This window comes from Staphylococcus sp. HMSC34G04, from assembly GCF_001838765.1.
Lineage (GTDB): Bacteria > Bacillota > Bacilli > Staphylococcales > Staphylococcaceae > Staphylococcus > Staphylococcus epidermidis.
Map to the genome: position 1 here is coordinate 103,343 of NZ_KV838730.1, position 21,097 is coordinate 124,439.

A 21,097-nucleotide genomic window follows, 5' to 3' on the forward strand; every position below is an offset into this window, starting at 1 on the left:
TTATTAAATCAAATCAAGTTTTCTCTACAAAAGCTATCAAATAGTTTTTACGATGTCACTCTTATCATTGTCAAAATGCTTTGACATATTATGGTTAAGGGTTTTAATAGACTGACCTTAGGCTAACCTGTTACATGAAATACAAAAAACGCTCCTCGAAAGAAGCGTTTTTCATATCAATGATATATACGTAGAACTTGATTCAACATCTTTTTAATGTAATTTTCATCGAGAGTTTCAGGTTTAATTAATATATTAAAATAGATGGGTGAGAAGATTAAATCGATAAACAAATCTTGTTCTTCCTCTTTTATGTGCTTACGAACAATCTCTTTTAAAACTTTGCGATTATGATTAAAGTAATTAGTCATAAAAGTTTCTCTAGCTTCCATTTGTTGATGACTAATTAATATTTCAATCACAGCACTACCTAGTTTTGTTTTATAGATATCTTTTATTTTTACTAAAAACTGGAATAAATCATCATATAAATTATCTTGATTATGAATCACAATATATTGAGATTGTTCAATAAACGCAGACATGATAATTGAAGATTTATCCTTCCAACGTCTATAAATAGTTGCTTTAGAAATACCAGTATTCTCAGAAATTTGATCTATAGTAATATCTCTAAAATGAGTCGTTTCCAATAAACGTTGAATCTCAGTATAAATTTTTTTATTGATTGTTGGATCTTTTGGTCTTCCAGCCATGTTTATCCCTTCTTTTATGTGCGATGAATTCCACAATTTCAAAAATAATCAATGCACTTACAAACCAAGCTACAAAACCACCAATAATGCTCAATAGCCACATATGTGTAGCTTGTAGTAATCCCCAGGTTGCTAGTATACTACATAAAACTCCTATCATGCCAAAGACTGCACCTCTGCTCACATGCATAGCTACTTCATTGCCAAATTGCATCCCAGTAATACACATTGAAACTAAAAACACTGCAGGAAAGGTTGCAAATATACCTCCAAATTCCTTCCATGGAAGCACGACAGAAACAATATAACTAATTAAAACAGCTAAACCACCAACTGAAAATTTAATAATTGCTAACTTCATTTTTAATCCTCCAATTTAAATATGTCTGACTAAGAAAATCGCAACAGAAATCACAAACCAGCAAAGAATTGCAAATACTGTTCCACTCCTATAATTTTTCTTACCAATAAAAATTGAAGTAAAGAACACTGTTACAATACATGAGACAATCCCAACAATCGCTCCTGTACTTAAATGAATTGACATTTGAATAAGTTGCTGTCCTTTATGGTCTATAGCTAACGCTATAATAGCTGCAAGGTAGACTGCCGGCATAGTGGCAATAATACCACCTAATTTCTCTCCTACTTTATCAGCCATAATTGATGCAAGTGCAACAGCAAATCCTCCGATAACGAAATGTAGTATAGCACTAGAAATTGATATACCAAACACAATAACCCTTCTCATCCATATTTATTAAACGAAACGTATCGTTTACTTTTAGTTTATAGCGTAAATCAATTGTTGTAAATATATTGTTTAAATCACCTAATTTTCTAAATAATGACAATTTTTGTTTCACGTAAAACATTTTAAAATCACTTTTTATCAATTAAAATATTATAAGTTTATCTACTATAATCACGCTTTCATTGAGTGACACAATACAAGTTATCTTTGCTATGGTTAAGATGTTATTAGGTACATTTAATATGATCATTAATGTTGATATTTGCTATTTAGATATTTTATTACACAGAATTTTTTACCGTTATAATATCAAAGATAATGCATTGTAATACGATAAAAAAGAGCCTGATACATCATCACAATATGTACCAAACTCTTATAATTATTTCTTATATATCTTTATTTTAATTTCATAATAATCTTCATGTTCTTTATCTTTTTGTTCAACCCGTATACCTGATTTTTCTATCGTTTCAATACTCTTACCTAGTTCTTCTTTTGCTTGTGTTACATCTTGAGAAAATTGGAAAGTCTGCGCTTTTACTTTTTCTGGTCCAGTTTTCTGACGTACTCTATCCTCAGTTTGTTTCACATTCAACTTCTGACTAATAACTTGTTCGATTAATTCTTCTTGTGTTTCATCAGGTAATACTAATACCGCTCGTGCATGTCTTTCTGTAATCTTACCTTCACGTAATCTCTTAATCACATTGGGTGCTAACTTCAATAATCTAAGTTTATTAGCAATGAAGCTTTGGCTTTTGCCTAGACTTTTTGCTAATTCATTTTGAGTCGTTTCCCCGATTTCAAGTAACTTTTTATAAGCTTCCGCTTCTTCGACGACAGATAAGTTTTCACGTTGAATATTTTCAATCAATGCAACTACCGCTGTTTCTTCATCATCCATATCTCGAACGATGACATCTACTTGAGGTTTATGCAACGACTGTAATGCTCTAAAACGTCGTTCGCCGGCTATAATTTCGAACATATCTTCTTCAATTGGACGTACAACTATTGGCTGTAATAACCCATGCTCTTCAATAGACTCTGCTAATTCTTTAATCTTATTTGGCTCAAATACTTGTCTAGGTTGATAACGATTGGGTACGATACGTTCAATATGAATGGATTCTACATTATTATTACGTTCTTCTTCAGTATAACCAATGATGTCATCTTTATTTTTTAAACCAAATAATTTTGAAAAAGGTTTCTTCATTATCCATTCTCTCCCTCTCAATTATTTATCATACTATGATGTCTTAACTTTCAACTAGTGGAGATTTGTTTGGCGTACCTGGTTTTCTTGGGTATTTTTTTGATGTCTGTCTACGTTTATCAATAATAATCATTTGTCGCTCACCGACATTTTCAGGTAATTCAAAAGTATAAGTATCTTTCACATTACCGCCTAAAATATTAATAGCAAACGTCGCTTCTTGCAATTCTTCTTTACCCTTTGAAGATTTAAGTGCAAGGAACTGTCCACCTTTTTTTACTAAAGGTAAGCATAGCTCACTTAAGACAGTCAATCTCGCTACTGCACGAGCTGTAACAATATCATAAGACTCCCTGTAGACACCCTTGCCGTATGTTTCTGCTCGATCATGCACAAAACTAACATCTTCAAGACCTAGTTCTGCAGCTAAATGATTTAGAAATTGTATTCTTTTATTTAGAGAATCTACAATCGTCACTTTTAACTCAGGATATACTATCTTTAAAGGTATACTTGGAAAACCTGCACCAGCACCGATATCACAAAGACTTAATTGACCGTTAAAATCATAATAAAAACTGGGCGCTATTGAATCATAAAAATGTTTTAAATAAACATCATGTTCATCAGTAATACTTGTCAAATTCATTTTTTTGTTCCATTCAACAAGTAATTGATAATATTTTTGAAATTGCTCTTTTTGTGTATTAGATAGTTCTATGCCTTGCTCGCTTAATTTCTCTGATAACCATTCAATACTCATTATTGTTTCACCCTTTGAAGCTTACCTTGTTCTAAATAAACAAGTAGAATTGAGATATCTGCTGGATTCACACCTGAAATTCGTGAAGCCTGTGCAATATTTAATGGTTTAACTTCAGCTAACTTTTCGCGTGCTTCAGATGCTAAACTATCTACCTTGCTATAATCTAAATCCTCAGGAATTTTTTTCGCTTCCATTCTTTTAACTTTTTCTACTTGTTGTAAAGATTTATTGATATAACCTTCATATTTTGTTTGAATTTCAACTTGCTCCTCAACCGCTTCAGGAAGTTGATGTGATTCTTCTAAGATTTCTAAAATTGTTTCGTAGTTCATTTCCGGACGACGTAATAAATCAATCGCTAATATACCATCTTTTAATCTTGAACCACCCTTAGCTTCAATAATTGCTTGCGTATGTTCATTTGGTTTAATACGTACATCGGTAAGTCGTTGTATTTCATCTTTGATTTGTTGACGCTTTTCATTAAATCTTGCATAGCGTTCTTCTGATATTAAGCCTAACTCATACCCCATATCAGTGAGACGTAAATCAGCATTATCATGACGTAATAATAATCGATATTCCGCACGTGAAGTTAATAATCGATACGGTTCATTTGTACCCTTAGTGACTAAATCATCTATAAGTACACCAATATATGCGTTTGAACGACTGAGTATTTTTTCACCTGTACCTAAAACATTACCAGCAGCGTTAATACCTGCCATAATACCTTGTCCCGCTGCTTCTTCATATCCTGATGTTCCATTAATCTGACCAGCGGTATACAAGTTTTTGATCGCTTTTGTTTCTAACGTTGGCCATAATTGAGTAGGTACGATTGCATCATATTCAATAGCATAACCTGCACGCATCATATCTGCTTTTTCAAGACCTGGAATGGTTTCTAACATTTGACGTTGAACATGTTCAGGTAAACTAGTAGATAATCCTTGCACGTATACCTCATTCGTATTACGTCCTTCAGGTTCTAGGAAAAGTTGATGTCTTGGTTTATCGTTAAAGCGAACAAATTTATCCTCAATTGATGGACAATATCTTGGACCTGTACCTTTAATCATACCGGAATACATAGCAGATAAATGTAAGTTATCATCAATGACTTGATGTGTATCTCCATTTGTATAAGTTAACCAACAAGGTAATTGATCTAAAATAAATTCGGTTGTTTCAAAACTAAACGCACGACCTATATCATCACCTGGTTGGATTTCAGTTTTAGAATAATCGATGGTTCTCGCATTTACACGAGGTGGCGTACCCGTTTTAAATCTAACGATATCAAATCCTAATTTTCTTAAATTATCCGCTAGCGTTACAGATGGTAATTGATGGTTAGGACCACTAGAATATTTTAAGTTTCCTAGTATAATTTCTCCACGTAAGAATGTACCTGTTGTAATAATGACAGCTTTAGAACGATATTCTGTACCAATGTTAGTACGAACACCTTTAACTTCATTATCTTCTATAATGAGTTCATCAACCATACCTTGCATGATGTCTAAATTATCCTCATTCTCAAGTACACGCTTCATTTCTTGTTGATATAATACTTTATCTGCTTGAGCACGTAAAGCTCTAACAGCTGGACCTTTCCCTGTATTTAGCATACGCATTTGAATGTGCGTTTTATCAATAGTTTTTGCCATTTGTCCACCTAAAGCGTCTATTTCACGTACAACGATTCCTTTCGCAGGACCACCTACAGATGGATTACATGGCATGAAAGCAATATTATCTAAATTAATTGTTAACATCAGCGTTTTAGCACCCCGACGAGCTGAAGCTAGACCTGCTTCAATACCGGCGTGACCAGCACCAATGACTACTACATCATATTCTTGAACCACTATTTTACCTCCCAAAAGTCTTAAAATCTTGAATTGTAGACGTCTTACCGTCTTGTTTATATTTTTATATCATTATTTTCCTAAACAAAATTGACTAAATAGTTGATCTATTAATTCATCGCTCGCTGATTCTCCAATTATTTCTCCTAGAATTTCCCAAGTACGTGTTAAATCAATCTGCACCATATCCATTGGGATACCAGACTCAGCAGCATCAATCGCATCTTGAATTGATTGTCTCGCTTGTTTCAACAATGAAATGTGACGTGAATTCGATACATAAGTCATATCTTGATTTTGTACTTCGCCACCAAAGAATAAATCTTTAATTTGTATTTCTAATTCATCAATACCTTCTTGTTTAAGCATCGATGTTTGTATAAGTGGCATATCACCAATCATCTCTCTTAGTTCGCTAACATCTAATCGCTGCTCTAAATCTGTTTTATTAATGATTACAATAACATCCTCATTTTTAATGACTTCGAATAAAGTTTGATCATCTTCCGTCAGAGGTTCATTGTTATTAAGCACAAATAAAATTAAATCTGCTTCACTTAAAGCTTTCCTAGAACGTTCTACACCAATCTTCTCTACGATATCTTCAGTATCTCTAATACCCGCAGTATCTACAAGTCGTAATGGGACACCTCTAACATTGACATATTCTTCTAACACGTCTCTTGTTGTACCAGCGACCTCAGTCACAATTGCTTTATTATCTTGAATAAGGTTATTTAGCATCGAAGACTTCCCAACATTAGGACGTCCTACAATAACAGTAGATAACCCTTCTCTCATTATTTTACCTTGTGCACCTGTTTCAAGTAATCGATTGATTTCTTCTTTAATACGCTTAGACTGTTCTAGTAAGAAGTCTGTCGTTGCGTCTTCTACATCATCATACTCTGGATAATCAATGTTAACTTCAACTTGGGCGAGTATCTCTAATATGGATTGACGTTGTTTCTTAATTAAATCACTTAAACGTCCTTCTATTTGATTCATCGCAACCTTAGAAGCTCGATCAGTTTTGGAACGTATAAAATCCATAACCGCTTCTGCTTGAGATAAATCTATACGACCATTTAAAAATGCACGTTTTGTATATTCACCTGGTTCTGCCATACGTGCACCATAAGTCATAGTTAACTCTAATATACGATTAATTGTTAAAATACCACCATGGCAATTTATCTCAATAATATCTTCTCGTGTGAAAGTTTTAGGGGCACGTAAAACAGACACCATGACTTCTTCAACTGTTTCATCTGTTTCTGGATCAATAATATGACCGTAATTTATTGTATGCGTCTCAACTTCAGATAACTTTTTCTTTCCTTTATATAAGATATCTCCGATTTCAATAGCTTGCGGCCCAGATAATCTCACAATTCCAATAGCACCTTCACCCATAGGTGTTGAAATACTTGTAATCGTATCAAAATCCATAAGAGTCTCGCCTCCTTATTAATGTAAAAATTCATTATAACATTGTAATTTGTTTCTTTTAAAAAAGCTAATAAATTGTTCAACATTAAGATGTAATCCTTCGGTTTGTGTGACGTTAGACTTCGGTTCGTCTAAGTCCCCTGCCCTACTTGATCTTTTTATTAAACACTTTTGCAATTTTAAGCACATGCTCTAAACTACTTTGAATCTCCAGTGTATTCATATCTTTTGCTGGTTGCCTCGCTATAACTATAATATCTTTAGCGATAATATTTTGCTTATGCACTTTAAAATTCTCTCTTATCGCTCTTTTAATTCTATTTCTTGTAACAGCGTTTCCCAGTTTTTTTGAGACACTTATTCCTAAGCGAAAATGTTTTAAATCTCTATTTTTATAGGTATAGACAACAAATTGTCTATTTGCAACAGACTTCCCATTCTTGTATATCGCTTGAAAGTCTGAATTTCTCTTAATACGATATGCTTTTTCCATTAAACATCACTCGCTTATTCTAATCTATTCATTTTAATAGTAACAATTATCTATTAACAAAACATACGCATATATTATTTTGAAAATGATATCAGAACAATACTTAAATATCATTTTATTATTTAAACAAAAAAAAGACCACTGATGATTCAGTGATCTTATGCAGATAAAACTTTACGGCCTTTACGACGACGACGCGCTAAAACTTTGCGGCCATTTTTAGTGCTCATGCGTTTTCTGAAACCATGAACTTTACTATGTTTACGTTTATTTGGTTGATAAGTACGTTTTACCATACAAAACACCTCCATCTGAATTCAATTACCAATATTTCCAACTTCCTACCTAGAAATTGGTTCATATAAATAGATAAATTAACGAAGTATATATTAGCTTCAATTACTAACATACTTCATCTGAGCAATTGCTCTCTTATTGTGTCTGCTATTAAGAAATTTGTTCTATAGCTTATTATTATCTAGTCATAATTCAAGCAACTACTACAATATAACAAAATACCTTTTATAAAGCAAGATGAATTTACGAATATAACGATTGAAAATCACTTGTTGTGATTTAATATAAGAAATCTTTTTTCTTCATCAAATTATTACCAATTTTAATAATAATTTGTCATATACATAGTTCATACAATCCATATAAATTATTTCCCAAAGTAAAAAAAGAAATTGTGACGCTTATTTGAAGTTATCCACTTATACACAGAAATTCTCTCAAAAACTGTGGATAACATATGCGCTATACACACAGTTATTCAAAATTTAACAACATATTCACAGCCATTTGACATCACTTGGAGTTAAAAAGTATAATTATGTGGATAAGTCGTTCAAATTATGATTTTATAAGGATTTATTTATTAAATTTATATACATAAATGGTGTGCATAAATCATAGTTATGTTTAAGTTATCCACTGATTGTGATTAACTTGTGGATAATTATTAACATACTGTGATTATTTTTATCCACCTATGTTATTTCTGTGTATAAGTCTAAAATTTTAAGAAAGATGGAGTTATTTATGTCAGAGAAAGAAATTTGGGATAAAGTTTTAGAAATTGCCCAGGAAAGAATTTCAAACACTAGTTATCAAACGTTCATAAAAGATACGCAACTCTACTCACTTAAAAATGACGAAGCCATTATATTAGTAAGTCTGCCTTTCAATGCGAGTTGGCTTAATCAGCGATATTCAGAAATTATGCAGGCTATTATTTATGATGTCATCGGTTATGAAGTGAAACCACATTTTATTTCTGAAGATGAACTTGCATCCTACAACAATGTAAATACACAAGAAGTTCAAGAACCCCAAGTACAAAATTCTTCTATAGATGATAAGACTTGGGGAAAAGAACAATTTAATATGCACAATACATTCGATACATTTGTCATTGGACCTGGCAATCGTTTCCCACATGCTGCAAGTTTAGCTGTTGCAGAAGCACCGGCAGAAGCTTATAATCCATTATTTATATATGGAGGCGTAGGTCTAGGTAAAACACATTTAATGCATGCAATTGGACATCATGTTCTTAGTAACAAACCTAATGCTAAAGTCATTTACACTTCTAGTGAGAAATTCACAAACGAATTTATTAAATCAATACGTGATAATGAAACTGAAGCATTTCGTGAAAAGTATCGTAAAATTGATGTTTTATTAATTGATGATATTCAATTCATTCAAAATAAAGAACAAACGCAAGAGGAGTTCTTCCATACTTTTAATGAATTACATCAAAATAATAAGCAAATCGTTATTTCAAGTGATCGTCCACCAAAAGAAATTGCTAAGCTAGAAGACCGTCTACGTTCTCGTTTTGAGTGGGGGCTAATAGTTGATATCACGCCACCTGATTACGAAACAAGAATGGCAATATTACAAAAGAAAATTGAAGAAGAAAATCTTGATATTCCGTCAGAAGCATTGAATTACATCGCCAACCAAATTCAATCCAATATTCGTGAACTTGAAGGCGCATTAACTCGACTTTTAGCGTACTCAAAATTACAAGGGAAACCTATTACAACCGAACTTACCGCAGAAGCGTTAAAAGATATCATTCAATCACCTAAGTCTAAAAAGATTACAATTCAAGATATCCAAAAGGTAGTTGGTCAATATTATAGTGTAAGAATTGAAGATTTTAGTGCTAAAAAACGTACAAAGTCAATTGCTTACCCACGACAAATAGCTATGTATCTATCTAGAGAATTAACTGATTTTTCATTACCTAAGATAGGTGAAGAATTTGGAGGTCGCGATCATACAACAGTTATCCATGCCCATGAAAAGATTGCAAATGATATCAAGTCTGATCCTACATTTAAGCAAGAAGTAGAAAACTTAGAAAAAGAAATTAGAAATCAGTAATGGGAAATAAATCAATCAATATTGAATAAATTGAAAATTAGCAGATTGTAAACGGTCTTTTAGGGAATAATTACTAAGTAAATCAATTCCCAAAAACTTAAAAAGATGGGTAGTTGTCCCTCTGAATAACAATAGCAATTGTGGATAATGTGAAAAATTAATACACAACATACACAGTTTATCCACATGTGTATAACTGTGCTATCCGTAAGTTTTTTAGACTTATCCACCAATCCACAATGCCTACTACTATTACTATGATTTTAAAACCTATATAATTATATATAAACGACTGGAAGGAGTTTAAATTTAATGATGGAATTCACAATCAAAAGAGATTATTTTATTAATCAACTTAACGACACATTAAAAGCTATCTCACCTAGAACAACTTTACCGATTTTAACAGGTATCAAAATTGATGCTAAAGATAATGAAGTCATTTTAACTGGGTCAGATTCAGAAATATCAATAGAAATCACTATTCCAAAACAAGTTGATGGTGAAGAAATTGTTGAAATTACAGAAACAGGATCAGTTGTACTTCCTGGTCGTTTCTTCGTTGATATTATTAAAAAACTTCCTGGAAAAGAAGTTAAATTATCAACTAATGAACAATTCCAAACATTAATCACATCAGGTCATTCAGAATTTAACTTAAGTGGTTTAGATCCTGATCAATATCCATTATTACCTGAGGTATCACGAGATGACGCTATTCAATTGTCTGTTAAGGTACTAAAAAATATCATTGCACAAACTAATTTTGCAGTGTCCACCTCAGAAACACGACCAGTACTTACTGGTGTAAACTGGCTTATACAAGATAATGAATTAATATGCACAGCAACAGATTCACACCGCTTAGCTGTAAGAAAATTACAGTTAGAAGATGAATCAGAAAATAAAAATGTCATCATTCCTGGTAAAGCTTTATCTGAATTAAACAAAATTATGAGTGACAGCGACGAAGATATTGATATTTTCTTTGCTTCTAACCAAGTGTTATTCAGAGTGGGGAATATTAATTTCATCTCACGTTTACTTGAAGGTCATTATCCAGATACGACACGTTTATTCCCAGAAAATTATGAGATTAAATTAGGAATTAACAATGGAGACTTTTATCATGCAATTGATCGTGCATCTTTATTAGCACGAGAAGGTGGAAATAATGTTATTAAATTAAGTACAGGTAATGAATTAGTTGAACTTTCATCTACTTCTCCTGAAATTGGTACTGTTAAAGAAGAAGTTAACGCTAATGATGTAGAAGGCGGAAACTTGAAAATTTCTTTCAACTCAAAATACATGATGGATGCTTTAAAAGCCATTGATAATGATGAAGTAGAAGTAGAATTCTTTGGTACAATGAAACCATTTATCTTAAAACCAAAAGATGATGATTCTGTAACGCAATTAATTCTGCCTATTAGAACATATTAATAGAAATTAAAATTACAATCGTATTAGATTGCTAAATCTCTTATACAAAGGAGCCTGTGCATTTGTCGTATAGGCTCTTTTATATTGATACCAAACCTCATTTCAAACATTCAAAACTTAATATAGACGAATGAGATAATTATCGTGAATGTAAAATTAATTTTAAATGTACTGAGCGCTTTTCATAGCAATAATAAATATATTTGAGTATTAAATTACCCTTGTGGAAAAAGTGTGCTAAAAACCCCTTTAAAATTAAAATTCAGTGTAAGTTTCTAAAATGATTGTAAGTAAATTATAAAATTTGTAGCAGCTTTTGATAAAATAAAATATATATCAAAGTAAACGATTTCATTCTTTATTTTAAATGAAATTCAAAGTAAAAAACGGTATAATATATTAATGACACATACAGAAATGGAGTGAGAAATTTTGGTTCAAGAAGTTGTTGTAGAAGGAAATATCACTTTAGGTCAATTTCTTAAAACTGAAGGAATCATAGAATCAGGTGGACAAGCCAAATGGTTTCTACAGGATTTTGAGGTTTTAATTAATGGACAACGTGAAACAAGACGTGGCAAAAAATTAGAACACAACGACCGCATTGATATTACAGATATCCCTGAAGATACGGGTTCCTTTTTAATCATCCATCAAGGTGAACAATGAAACTTAATACACTCCAATTAGAGAATTATCGTAACTATGAACAGGTGACATTAGATTGTCATCCTGAAGTGAATATCCTTATTGGTGAGAACGCACAAGGAAAGACAAATTTACTTGAATCAATTTATACCTTAGCGCTTGCTAAAAGTCATCGTACGTCAAATGATAAGGAACTCATACGTTTCAATTCTGATTATGCTAAAATAGAGGGTGAGCTAAGTTATAGACATGGCACGATGCCGCTTACGATGTTTATAACTAAAAAAGGTAAGCAAGTTAAAGTGAATCATCTTGAACAAAGCAGACTAACTCAATATATTGGACATTTAAATGTCGTCTTATTTGCGCCTGAAGATTTAAATATCGTTAAAGGTTCACCACAAATACGTCGACGGTTCATAGATATGGAGTTAGGACAAATATCTGCTGTCTATTTGAATGATTTAGCTCAATATCAGCGTATTCTAAAGCAAAAGAACAATTACCTTAAACAGTTACAAATTGGGCAGAAGACAGATACAACAATGCTAGAAGTCTTAAACCAACAATTTGCTGAATATGCACTGAAGGTTACGTTACGTCGAGAGCACTTTATAAAGGAATTAGAAACACTTGCACAACCCATTCATGCAGGTATTACAAATCATCGAGAGACACTGACACTCGATTATGTTCCAAGTTTAAAGTTAAGTAATTATGAAGCCAATCAATCTGAGTTAATCGAAGAAGTATTAGCATTGTTAAATGACAATTTACAAAGAGAGAAAGAACGAGGTGTATGTCTCTATGGCCCACATCGTGATGACTTAAGTTTCAATGTAAATGGCATGGATGCTCAAACGTATGGCTCACAAGGTCAGCAACGTACAACTGCGCTATCAATTAAGTTGGCAGAAATCGAATTAATGAATATTGAAGTAGGAGAATATCCAATCTTACTTTTAGATGATGTCTTGAGTGAGCTTGATGATTCACGTCAAACTCATTTGTTAAGTACGATTCAACATAAAGTACAAACATTTGTGACAACAACGTCAGTTGAAGGAATAGATCATGAAATAATGAATAACGCTAAGTTATACCGTATTAGTCAAGGTGAAATACTAAAGTAACGAGAAAGTGATGGTGAATACATTGTCAGATGTAAACAACACAGATAATTATGGTGCTGGACAGATACAAGTTTTAGAAGGTCTCGAAGCGGTTCGTAAAAGACCGGGTATGTATATTGGTTCAACTTCAGAAAGAGGGTTGCACCATTTAGTATGGGAAATTGTTGATAATAGTATTGACGAGGCATTAGCAGGTTATGCTAGTCATATTGAAGTTATAATTGAGAAAGACAATTGGATTAAAGTTACTGACAATGGCCGTGGTATTCCTGTTGATATTCAAGAAAAGATGGGACGCCCTGCTGTCGAAGTTATCTTAACTGTACTTCACGCTGGAGGTAAATTTGGAGGTGGCGGATACAAAGTATCTGGCGGTCTTCACGGTGTTGGATCTTCAGTTGTTAATGCACTCTCACAAGATCTTGAAGTTTATGTACATCGTAATGGCACGATTTATCATCAAGCCTATAAACAAGGTGTGCCACAATTTGATCTTAAAGAAATTGGCGATACAGATAAAACAGGTACAGCTATTCGATTCAAAGCCGATAAAGAAATCTTTACAGAGACAACAGTTTATAACTATGAAACACTTCAAAAGCGTATACGTGAGCTTGCTTTCTTAAATAAAGGTATTCAAATTACTTTAAAAGATGAAAGAGAAGAGGAAGTTAGAGAAGACTCATATCATTATGAAGGCGGGATTAAATCCTATGTAGATTTATTGAATGAGAATAAAGAACCTCTTCACGATGAACCTATATATATCCATCAGTCTAAAGATGATATTGAAGTAGAAATTGCACTTCAATATAACAGTGGATATGCAACCAACCTATTAACGTATGCGAATAATATTCATACATACGAGGGTGGTACGCATGAAGATGGCTTTAAACGTGCTTTAACACGCGTTTTAAATAGCTATGGAACACAAAGTAAGATTATTAAAGAGGATAAAGATAGACTTTCAGGGGAAGATACACGGGAAGGTTTAACAGCGGTCGTATCAATTAAACACGGCGATCCTCAGTTTGAAGGACAAACTAAAACAAAACTAGGAAACTCTGAAGTACGTCAAGTTGTTGATAGATTATTTTCTGAACACTTTGAACGTTTCTTATATGAGAATCCGTCTGTAGGACGTATTATTGTTGAGAAGGGTATCATGGCTTCACGCGCACGTGTAGCTGCCAAAAAAGCACGTGAAGTTACGCGTCGTAAATCAGCATTAGACGTTTCAAGCTTACCAGGTAAATTGGCAGATTGTTCTAGTAAGAACCCTGAAGAAAGTGAAATTTTCTTGGTAGAAGGTGACTCTGCCGGGGGGTCTACTAAATCTGGTCGTGATTCAAGAACACAAGCCATTTTACCTTTAAGAGGTAAAATTTTGAATGTGGAAAAAGCACGTTTAGATCGTATCTTAAACAATAACGAAATTCGTCAAATGATTACTGCATTTGGTACGGGTATTGGTGGAGAATTCGATATATCAAAAGCACGTTATCATAAAATCGTAATCATGACTGATGCCGATGTTGATGGTGCACATATACGTACGTTATTACTTACATTCTTCTATCGTTTCATGAGACCTTTAATTGAAGCGGGCTATGTTTATATTGCTCAGCCGCCTTTATATAAACTAACGCAAGGAAAACAAAAATATTATGTATTTAACGATAGAGAACTAGACAAGTTGAAACAAGAATTAAACCCGTCACCAAAATGGTCAATTGCACGTTACAAAGGTCTTGGTGAAATGAACGCAGACCAATTATGGGAAACGACTATGAATCCTGAACATCGCTCTATGTTGCAAGTGAGACTTGAAGATGCAATTGATGCAGACCAAACATTTGAAATGTTAATGGGCGATGTAGTAGAAAATCGCAGACAATTTATCGAAGACAATGCAGTTTATGCCAACCTAGATTTCTAGACACTATGAACTGAACTTTTGAAGGAGGATCTCTTGATGGCTGAATTACCTCAATCAAGAATTAATGAACGAAATATAACCAGTGAAATGCGGGAATCATTCTTAGACTATGCTATGAGTGTTATCGTTTCTCGTGCATTACCTGATGTTAGAGACGGATTAAAGCCAGTACATCGTCGTATTCTTTATGGTTTAAATGAACAAGGTATGACGCCCGATAAACCGTATAAGAAATCTGCACGTATAGTCGGGGATGTTATGGGTAAATATCACCCTCATGGTGATTCTTCAATTTATGAAGCAATGGTAAGAATGGCCCAAGACTTTAGTTATCGTTATCCACTTGTAGATGGTCAAGGTAACTTTGGCTCTATGGATGGTGACGGTGCAGCCGCAATGCGTTATACCGAAGCACGTATGACTAAAATAACATTAGAACTTTTACGAGATATCAACAAAGACACAATTGATTTTATTGACAACTATGATGGTAATGAAAGAGAGCCGTCAGTCTTACCTGCACGTTTCCCTAACTTATTAGTGAATGGTGCGGCAGGAATTGCCGTAGGTATGGCTACAAATATTCCTCCCCACAATTTAACTGAAGTTATTGATGGTGTGCTCAGTTTAAGTAAGAATCCAGACATCACAATTAATGAGCTGATGGAAGACATCCAAGGTCCTGATTTTCCTACAGCTGGTTTAGTACTAGGTAAAAGTGGCATTCGTCGAGCTTATGAAACAGGTCGCGGGTCAATTCAAATGCGTTCTCGTGCTGAAATAGAAGAACGTGGTGGTGGCCGTCAACGTATTGTCGTAACGGAAATACCTTTCCAAGTCAATAAAGCACGTATGATTGAAAAAATCGCAGAGTTAGTTAGAGATAAGAAAATCGACGGTATTACAGATTTACGTGATGAAACAAGTTTGCGTACAGGTGTAAGAGTAGTTATTGATGTACGTAAAGATGCAAATGCGAGTGTTATTTTAAATAATTTATATAAACAAACGCCATTACAAACATCATTTGGTGTGAATATGATTGCTTTAGTGAATGGTAGACCTAAACTAATCAATTTAAAAGAAGCACTTATTCATTACTTAGAGCACCAAAAAACAGTGGTTAGACGACGTACTGAATATAATCTTAAAAAAGCAAGAGACCGTGCACATATTCTAGAAGGTTTACGAATAGCACTAGATCATATCGATGAAATTATCACAACAATTCGTGAATCGGACACTGATAAAATTGCGATGGCAAGTTTGCAAGAGCGTTTTAAACTTACTGAACGTCAAGCTCAAGCAATTTTAGATATGCGTTTAAGACGTTTAACTGGATTAGAAAGAGATAAAATAGAATCTGAGTATAATGAACTTCTAGAATATATTAAAGAGTTAGAAGAGATTTTAGCTGATGAAGAAGTGTTATTACAATTAGTTCGTGATGAATTGACTGAAATTAAAGAACGTTTCGGTGATGAACGTCGCACTGAAATTCAATTAGGTGGTCTAGAAGATCTTGAAGATGAAGACTTAATCCCTGAAGAACAAATCGTTATTACATTAAGTCATAATAACTATATTAAACGTTTACCAGTATCTACATATCGTTCTCAAAATCGTGGTGGTCGTGGCATACAAGGTATGAACACGTTGGATGAGGACTTCGTTAGTCAATTGGTAACAATGAGTACACATGATCATGTTCTGTTCTTTACAAATAAAGGTCGTGTATATAAACTCAAAGGTTATGAAGTTCCTGAGTTGTCACGTCAATCCAAAGGTATACCTATTATCAATGCGATTGAACTTGAAAATGACGAAACAATAAGTACGATGATTGCAGTTAAAGACCTTGAAAGTGAAGAAGATTATCTCGTATTTGCGACAAAACAAGGTATCGTTAAACGTTCATCATTAAGTAACTTCTCCCGTATTAACAAAAACGGTAAAATTGCAATTAACTTTAAAGAAGATGATGAATTAATTGCAGTACGTCTAACAACAGGTAATGAAGATATTCTTATTGGAACTGCACATGCATCATTAATTAGATTCTCTGAATCTACATTACGCCCATTAGGCCGTACAGCAGCAGGTGTGAAAGGTATTTCTCTACGTGAAGGGGATACTGTCGTAGGTCTTGATGTTGCAGATTCAGAAAGTGAAGATGAAGTATTAGTAGTTACTGAAAATGGTTACGGTAAACGTACACCTGTTAGCGAATATCGTTTATCAAATCGTGGTGGTAAAGGAATCAAAACTGCGACAATTACTGAGCGTAATGGTAACATCGTTTGTATCACAACTGTGACCGGTGAAGAGGATTTAATGGTTGTAACTAACGCTGGTGTTATTATCCGTCTTGACGTTCATGATATTTCTCAAAATGGACGTGCAGCACAAGGTGTACGTCTTATGAAACTCGGAGATGGCCAATTTGTTTCTACTGTTGCTAAAGTAAAAGAAGAAGACGATAATGAGGAAAATGTAGATGAAGCGCAACAAACCACTAGTGCTGAAAAAGCAGATGTAGAAGAGGTAGTGGATGATCAGACACCAGGCAATGCGATTCATACAGAAGGTGATGCAGAAACGGAATCTGTAGAGTCTCCTGAAAATGATGATCGTATTGATATTAGACAAGATTTTATGGATAGAGTGAATGAAGATATCGAGAGTGCTTCAGATAATGAAGAAGATAGTGATGAATAGTTAAAAAGGGAGTAAGACAGAAACACAGAGTTCGTTGTTCTGCCTGGCCCCCCTTAATTAAACTACCTGTAGATTTAATGAATAAAAGTTTATATATAGGGAAGTCGGACTAGAGTTATAATGAGGTTATTTTCTAACTCAGTCATCGACGCCCAATATGCTAAAATGCATGAGACATAGCAATATGCCTCATGCATTTTTTAATTTCTTGTTTATATTAAATTGATTTGTCCTTTATGACTTCTGTAGCACCATGCATCGAGGATAAAAGAATAATCATTTTCATACATTTAGACCCCCTTCAATAGAGAGTGTCTAAAATGTAATTGTCCCTCTCAACAATGTACCTTCTCAATTTACTAGTATTGAGAAGCACAATAATTAATTCTTATATCTGTTAACCTTCAAGTTGTTTCATCACATATGGTATTTCACTAATTAGACGTGAAGGTGGAACAACATACATTGTGTCAGATAATTTTTCACCGATAAAACTATGCATGTAAGTTGCACTTGTAACAGCTTCTTTAAAGTTATCAAATTGGCCTACGAAACTTGTAATCATGCCCGCAAGTGTATCGCCCATACCACCTGTAGCCATAGCAGGTGTGCCAATAGGTAATTTATAGACATCATCATTGCAGAAATAGATTTCCGTACCATGTTGTTTTAATACTACTGTCGCGCCAATACGTTCTACCGCTTCAAGGTTGCGTTCATATGTTTGTTCTTCAATAGGTATACCGCTCAAACGCTCCCATTCCTTTTGATGTGGTGTGAATATAACACGACATGTAGGAATTTGAGGTTTCAACTTACTGAATATTGTTATAGCATCTCCGTCAACAATTAAATTTTGATGAGGTTGTATATTTTGAAGTAAAAACGTGATGGCATTGTTACCTTTGAAATCTACTCCAAGACCTGGACCGATAAGGATACTATCGGTTGCTTCAATCATTTTTGTAAGCATTTTAGTATCATTAATATCTATAACCATCGCCTCAGGACAACGAGAATGTAGCGCAGCATGATTATTTGGATGTGTTGCTACAGTAATGAGTCCACTTCCACTATAAACGCAAGCGCGTGCAGCAAGCATGATTGCGCCCCCCATATTAGCAGATCCACCGATTAATAAAATTTTACCATAGTCACCTTTATGTGTTTCGTCTTTTCTTATAGGAATATTAACAGAATCTAACGTTTTCATAACGACATAACCTCCCATAACATGTTATTTCTTAAAATGTTGCAAGTCTTATGTTTGCTTTTATTTCACGAATCTTTTTATTTATTTCAAACAATTGTTTACATGTGATTTTAAATCATCTCTTCTAAATACAATTAAGAATACTATACCTGTATCTGACATTCGTCAATAGTTAAATGAAACTCTTTTTACATCGTCATGTATCATTCATTATTTTAGTAGACCGATAGTATAATGTAGCAGTTTTATTTATTTAATTAAAAATATTAAATGGAAATAGAACGTAAGGTGACATTACAAGCAGTTGATTATAATAATGTTGAAATTCTCTCGCCGCTCATCCGAGAAAAATTGTATGTATATCGTCACAATGTATCTACTATTACACAGGACAAGATATTCAGTTTCAACAAGTTGTAGAAGCGGGACACAAATGATTTAAAAAGTGTTGCATATAAGCACATCTAAATATGACGTAATTGTTGCAAATTTAAAATAACTTGAAATATGATAATGACTTTGCTATATTAAAATTAAGTTAATAAAGTATTGTTCGTAGGACAAGTAGCATAGATAGTTCGATTTCAGAGAGCTTGTGGTAAGTGAGAACAAGTAATCGACATTCATGTGAATCTACCTACTATATGTGAACAATCGGTAATAACCGTTATTTTAGTTAAGCGCAATTTGAGGTAAATGGTTTTAATTTACTTGAAATTGTTAAATAGGGTGGCAACGCGTAGACCACGTCCCTTGTCTGGGATGTGGTCTTTTTTTATTGTTTTATCACACGAAGTCATCCATAAAATTGAATATATTTTATTTGGGAAAGGATGAAGGTTACATGTTAGACATTCGTTTATTTAGAAATGAACCTGAGAAAGTGAAGAGCAAAATTGAATTAAGAGGCGACGATCCTAAAGTTGTCGACCAAGTTTTAGAATTAGATGAACAACGCCGTGAATTAATCAGTAAAACTGAAGAGATGAAGGCGAAAAGAAATAAAGTGAGCGAAGAAATAGCTCAAAAGAAACGTAATAAAGAAGACGCTGATGACGTCATTGCTGAGATGCGTCATTTAGGTGATGAAATTAAAGATATCGATAATCAACTTAATGAAGTAGATACTAAAATTAGAGATATCTTAATTCGTATTCCTAACTTAATTAATGAAGACGTACCTCAAGGTGCTTCTGATGAAGAAAACGTTGAAGTTAAAAAATGGGGTACGCCACGTGATTTTGAATTTGAACCTAAAGCGCATTGGGATTTAGTTGAAGAATTAAAAATGGCTGACTTTGAACGTGCTGCTAAAGTATCTGGTGCTCGTTTCGTATACTTAACTAAAGATGGCGCATTACTTGAACGTGCTTTAATGAACTACATGTTGACAAAACATACAACGCAACATGGTTATACTGAAATGATGACACCGCAATTAGTGAATGCTGATACGATGTTTGGCACAGGTCAATTACCTAAATTTGAAGAAGATTTATTTAAAGTTGAAAAAGAAGGCTTATATACGATTCCAACTGCAGAAGTACCTTTAACAAACTTCTATAGAGATGAAATTATTCAACCAGGTGTACTACCTGAATTATTTACAGCTCAAACTGCATGTTTCCGTAGTGAAGCAGGATCAGCTGGTAGAGATACAAGAGGGTTAATTCGTTTACATCAATTTGATAAAGTTGAAATGGTTCGTATTGTACAACCTGAAGATTCTTGGAATGCTTTAGAAGAAATGACACAAAATGCTGAAGCTATTCTTGAAGAATTAGGTTTACCATACCGTCGTGTTATCTTATGTACTGGCGATATTGGTTTCAGTGCTAGTAAAACATATGATTTAGAAGTTTGGTTACCAAGTTACAATGATTATAAAGAAATCAGTTCTTGCTCTAACTGTACTGATTTCCAAGCACGTCGCGCAAATATCCGATTCAAACGTGATGCTGCTTCTAAACCAGAATTAGTCCACACATTAAATGGTAGTGGTTTAGCTGTAGGTCGTACATTTGCAGCCATCGTTGAAAACTATCAAAACGAAGATGGTACATTAACAATTCCTGAAGCATTAGTACCATTTATGGGTGGCAAAACTAAGATTGAAAAACCAATCAAATAATCATATAAACTTAACTAGATGATTACAATATTATAAAGTTATTTAACTGTCGATAAGGTTCTATAAACTTATCGGCAGTTTTTTATGTATAAAGACAAAATTGTTATTTTTATATTCAATTAGAGATGGATGTCTAAAATAACTTAAAATAATTTTGGTGATTTAAAATGCTGATACAACAGAGTTTTT

The 21,097-nt window shown here is 33.6% G+C and carries 17 protein-coding genes and 1 other annotated feature; of the genes, 7 read left to right on the top strand and 10 right to left on the bottom strand.

From position 1 onward, the window contains the following. Positions 1-176 precede the first annotated feature (176 nt). From HMPREF3241_RS06395 to rpmH, 9 genes are all read right to left on the bottom strand, one after another. Positions 177-716: a TetR/AcrR family transcriptional regulator gene (locus HMPREF3241_RS06395; protein WP_002447651.1), complete on the bottom strand. Its 540-nt coding sequence runs from the start codon at positions 714-716 to the stop codon at positions 177-179. Continuing rightward, positions 682-1,077 carry a DUF3147 family protein gene (locus tag HMPREF3241_RS06400; protein ID WP_001831775.1) on the bottom strand — a complete coding sequence of 132 codons (396 nt, stop codon included), beginning with the start codon at positions 1,075-1,077 and terminating at the stop codon, positions 682-684. The genes HMPREF3241_RS06395 and HMPREF3241_RS06400 overlap by 35 nt, the downstream gene beginning before the upstream one ends. A gap of 15 nt (positions 1,078-1,092) precedes the next feature. Next, a complete protein-coding gene (locus HMPREF3241_RS06405; RefSeq protein ID WP_070853550.1) occupies positions 1,093-1,452 on the bottom strand; it encodes a DUF3147 family protein in 360 nt (119 codons plus the stop codon). 400 nt (positions 1,453-1,852) lie between these two features. After that, on the bottom strand, positions 1,853-2,692 hold the full coding sequence (gene noc / locus HMPREF3241_RS06410) for a nucleoid occlusion protein (RefSeq protein WP_002447649.1): 840 nt from the start codon (positions 2,690-2,692) through the stop codon (positions 1,853-1,855). Between the two features lie 43 nt (positions 2,693-2,735). Continuing rightward, positions 2,736-3,455 (bottom strand): 16S rRNA (guanine(527)-N(7))-methyltransferase RsmG, encoded by a 720-nt coding sequence (gene rsmG, locus HMPREF3241_RS06415; protein ID WP_070853551.1) that lies wholly within the window; start codon positions 3,453-3,455, stop codon positions 2,736-2,738. Beyond that, the gene (gene mnmG, locus HMPREF3241_RS06420; RefSeq protein WP_070853552.1) at positions 3,455-5,332 is read right to left on the bottom strand and encodes a tRNA uridine-5-carboxymethylaminomethyl(34) synthesis enzyme MnmG; all 1,878 of its coding nucleotides are present in this window, start codon (positions 5,330-5,332) and stop codon (positions 3,455-3,457) included. Before mnmG ends, rsmG begins: the two co-directional genes overlap by 1 nt. 72 nt (positions 5,333-5,404) lie before the next feature. Continuing rightward, entirely contained in the window at positions 5,405-6,784 is a 1,380-nt protein-coding gene (gene mnmE, locus HMPREF3241_RS06425; protein ID WP_002458522.1) for a tRNA uridine-5-carboxymethylaminomethyl(34) synthesis GTPase MnmE, read from the bottom strand. Between the two features lie 145 nt (positions 6,785-6,929). Then, positions 6,930-7,277 (bottom strand): ribonuclease P protein component, encoded by a 348-nt coding sequence (gene rnpA / locus HMPREF3241_RS06430; protein ID WP_001832522.1) that lies wholly within the window; start codon positions 7,275-7,277, stop codon positions 6,930-6,932. 158 nt (positions 7,278-7,435) lie between these two features. Continuing rightward, positions 7,436-7,573 carry a 50S ribosomal protein L34 gene (rpmH, locus tag HMPREF3241_RS06435; protein WP_000240855.1) on the bottom strand — a complete coding sequence of 46 codons (138 nt, stop codon included), beginning with the start codon at positions 7,571-7,573 and terminating at the stop codon, positions 7,436-7,438. Positions 7,574-8,321: 748 nt separating this feature from the next. Between rpmH and dnaA the strand changes: the two genes are divergently transcribed. The 6 genes from dnaA (at position 8,322) to gyrA (ending at position 17,564) form a co-directional block, all read left to right on the top strand. After that, positions 8,322-9,677: a chromosomal replication initiator protein DnaA gene (gene dnaA, locus HMPREF3241_RS06440; RefSeq protein WP_002496908.1), complete on the top strand. Its 1,356-nt coding sequence runs from the start codon at positions 8,322-8,324 to the stop codon at positions 9,675-9,677. Positions 9,678-9,989: 312 nt separating this feature from the next. Further along, positions 9,990-11,123 (top strand): DNA polymerase III subunit beta, encoded by a 1,134-nt coding sequence (gene dnaN / locus HMPREF3241_RS06445; RefSeq protein ID WP_002447644.1) that lies wholly within the window; start codon positions 9,990-9,992, stop codon positions 11,121-11,123. Between the two features lie 432 nt (positions 11,124-11,555). Continuing rightward, a complete protein-coding gene (gene yaaA / locus HMPREF3241_RS06450) occupies positions 11,556-11,792 on the top strand; it encodes a S4 domain-containing protein YaaA (protein WP_001831806.1) in 237 nt (78 codons plus the stop codon). Beyond that, positions 11,789-12,904, top strand: coding sequence for a DNA replication/repair protein RecF (gene recF, locus HMPREF3241_RS06455; protein ID WP_002447643.1), 1,116 nt, complete (start codon positions 11,789-11,791; stop codon positions 12,902-12,904). The genes yaaA and recF overlap by 4 nt, the downstream gene beginning before the upstream one ends. A gap of 10 nt (positions 12,905-12,914) precedes the next feature. Further along, the gene (gene gyrB / locus HMPREF3241_RS06460; RefSeq protein WP_002447642.1) at positions 12,915-14,846 is read left to right on the top strand and encodes a DNA topoisomerase (ATP-hydrolyzing) subunit B; all 1,932 of its coding nucleotides are present in this window, start codon (positions 12,915-12,917) and stop codon (positions 14,844-14,846) included. Positions 14,847-14,882: 36 nt separating this feature from the next. Beyond that, positions 14,883-17,564 carry a DNA gyrase subunit A gene (gyrA, locus tag HMPREF3241_RS06465; RefSeq protein ID WP_002447641.1) on the top strand — a complete coding sequence of 894 codons (2,682 nt, stop codon included), beginning with the start codon at positions 14,883-14,885 and terminating at the stop codon, positions 17,562-17,564. A 397-nt stretch (positions 17,565-17,961) separates the two neighbouring features. On the opposite strand, the gene HMPREF3241_RS06470 is transcribed toward gyrA, so the two are convergent. Beyond that, complete coding sequence (locus HMPREF3241_RS06470) at positions 17,962-18,777, bottom strand: NAD(P)H-hydrate dehydratase (RefSeq protein WP_001831762.1); 816 nt, start codon at positions 18,775-18,777, stop codon at positions 17,962-17,964. A gap of 541 nt (positions 18,778-19,318) precedes the next feature. Next, positions 19,319-19,534 (top strand) — a binding site (T-box leader). Between the two features lie 87 nt (positions 19,535-19,621). Between HMPREF3241_RS06470 and serS the strand changes: the two genes are divergently transcribed. Beyond that, positions 19,622-20,908: a serine--tRNA ligase gene (gene serS, locus HMPREF3241_RS06475; RefSeq protein WP_002475481.1), complete on the top strand. Its 1,287-nt coding sequence runs from the start codon at positions 19,622-19,624 to the stop codon at positions 20,906-20,908. Positions 20,909-21,097 lie beyond the last annotated feature (189 nt).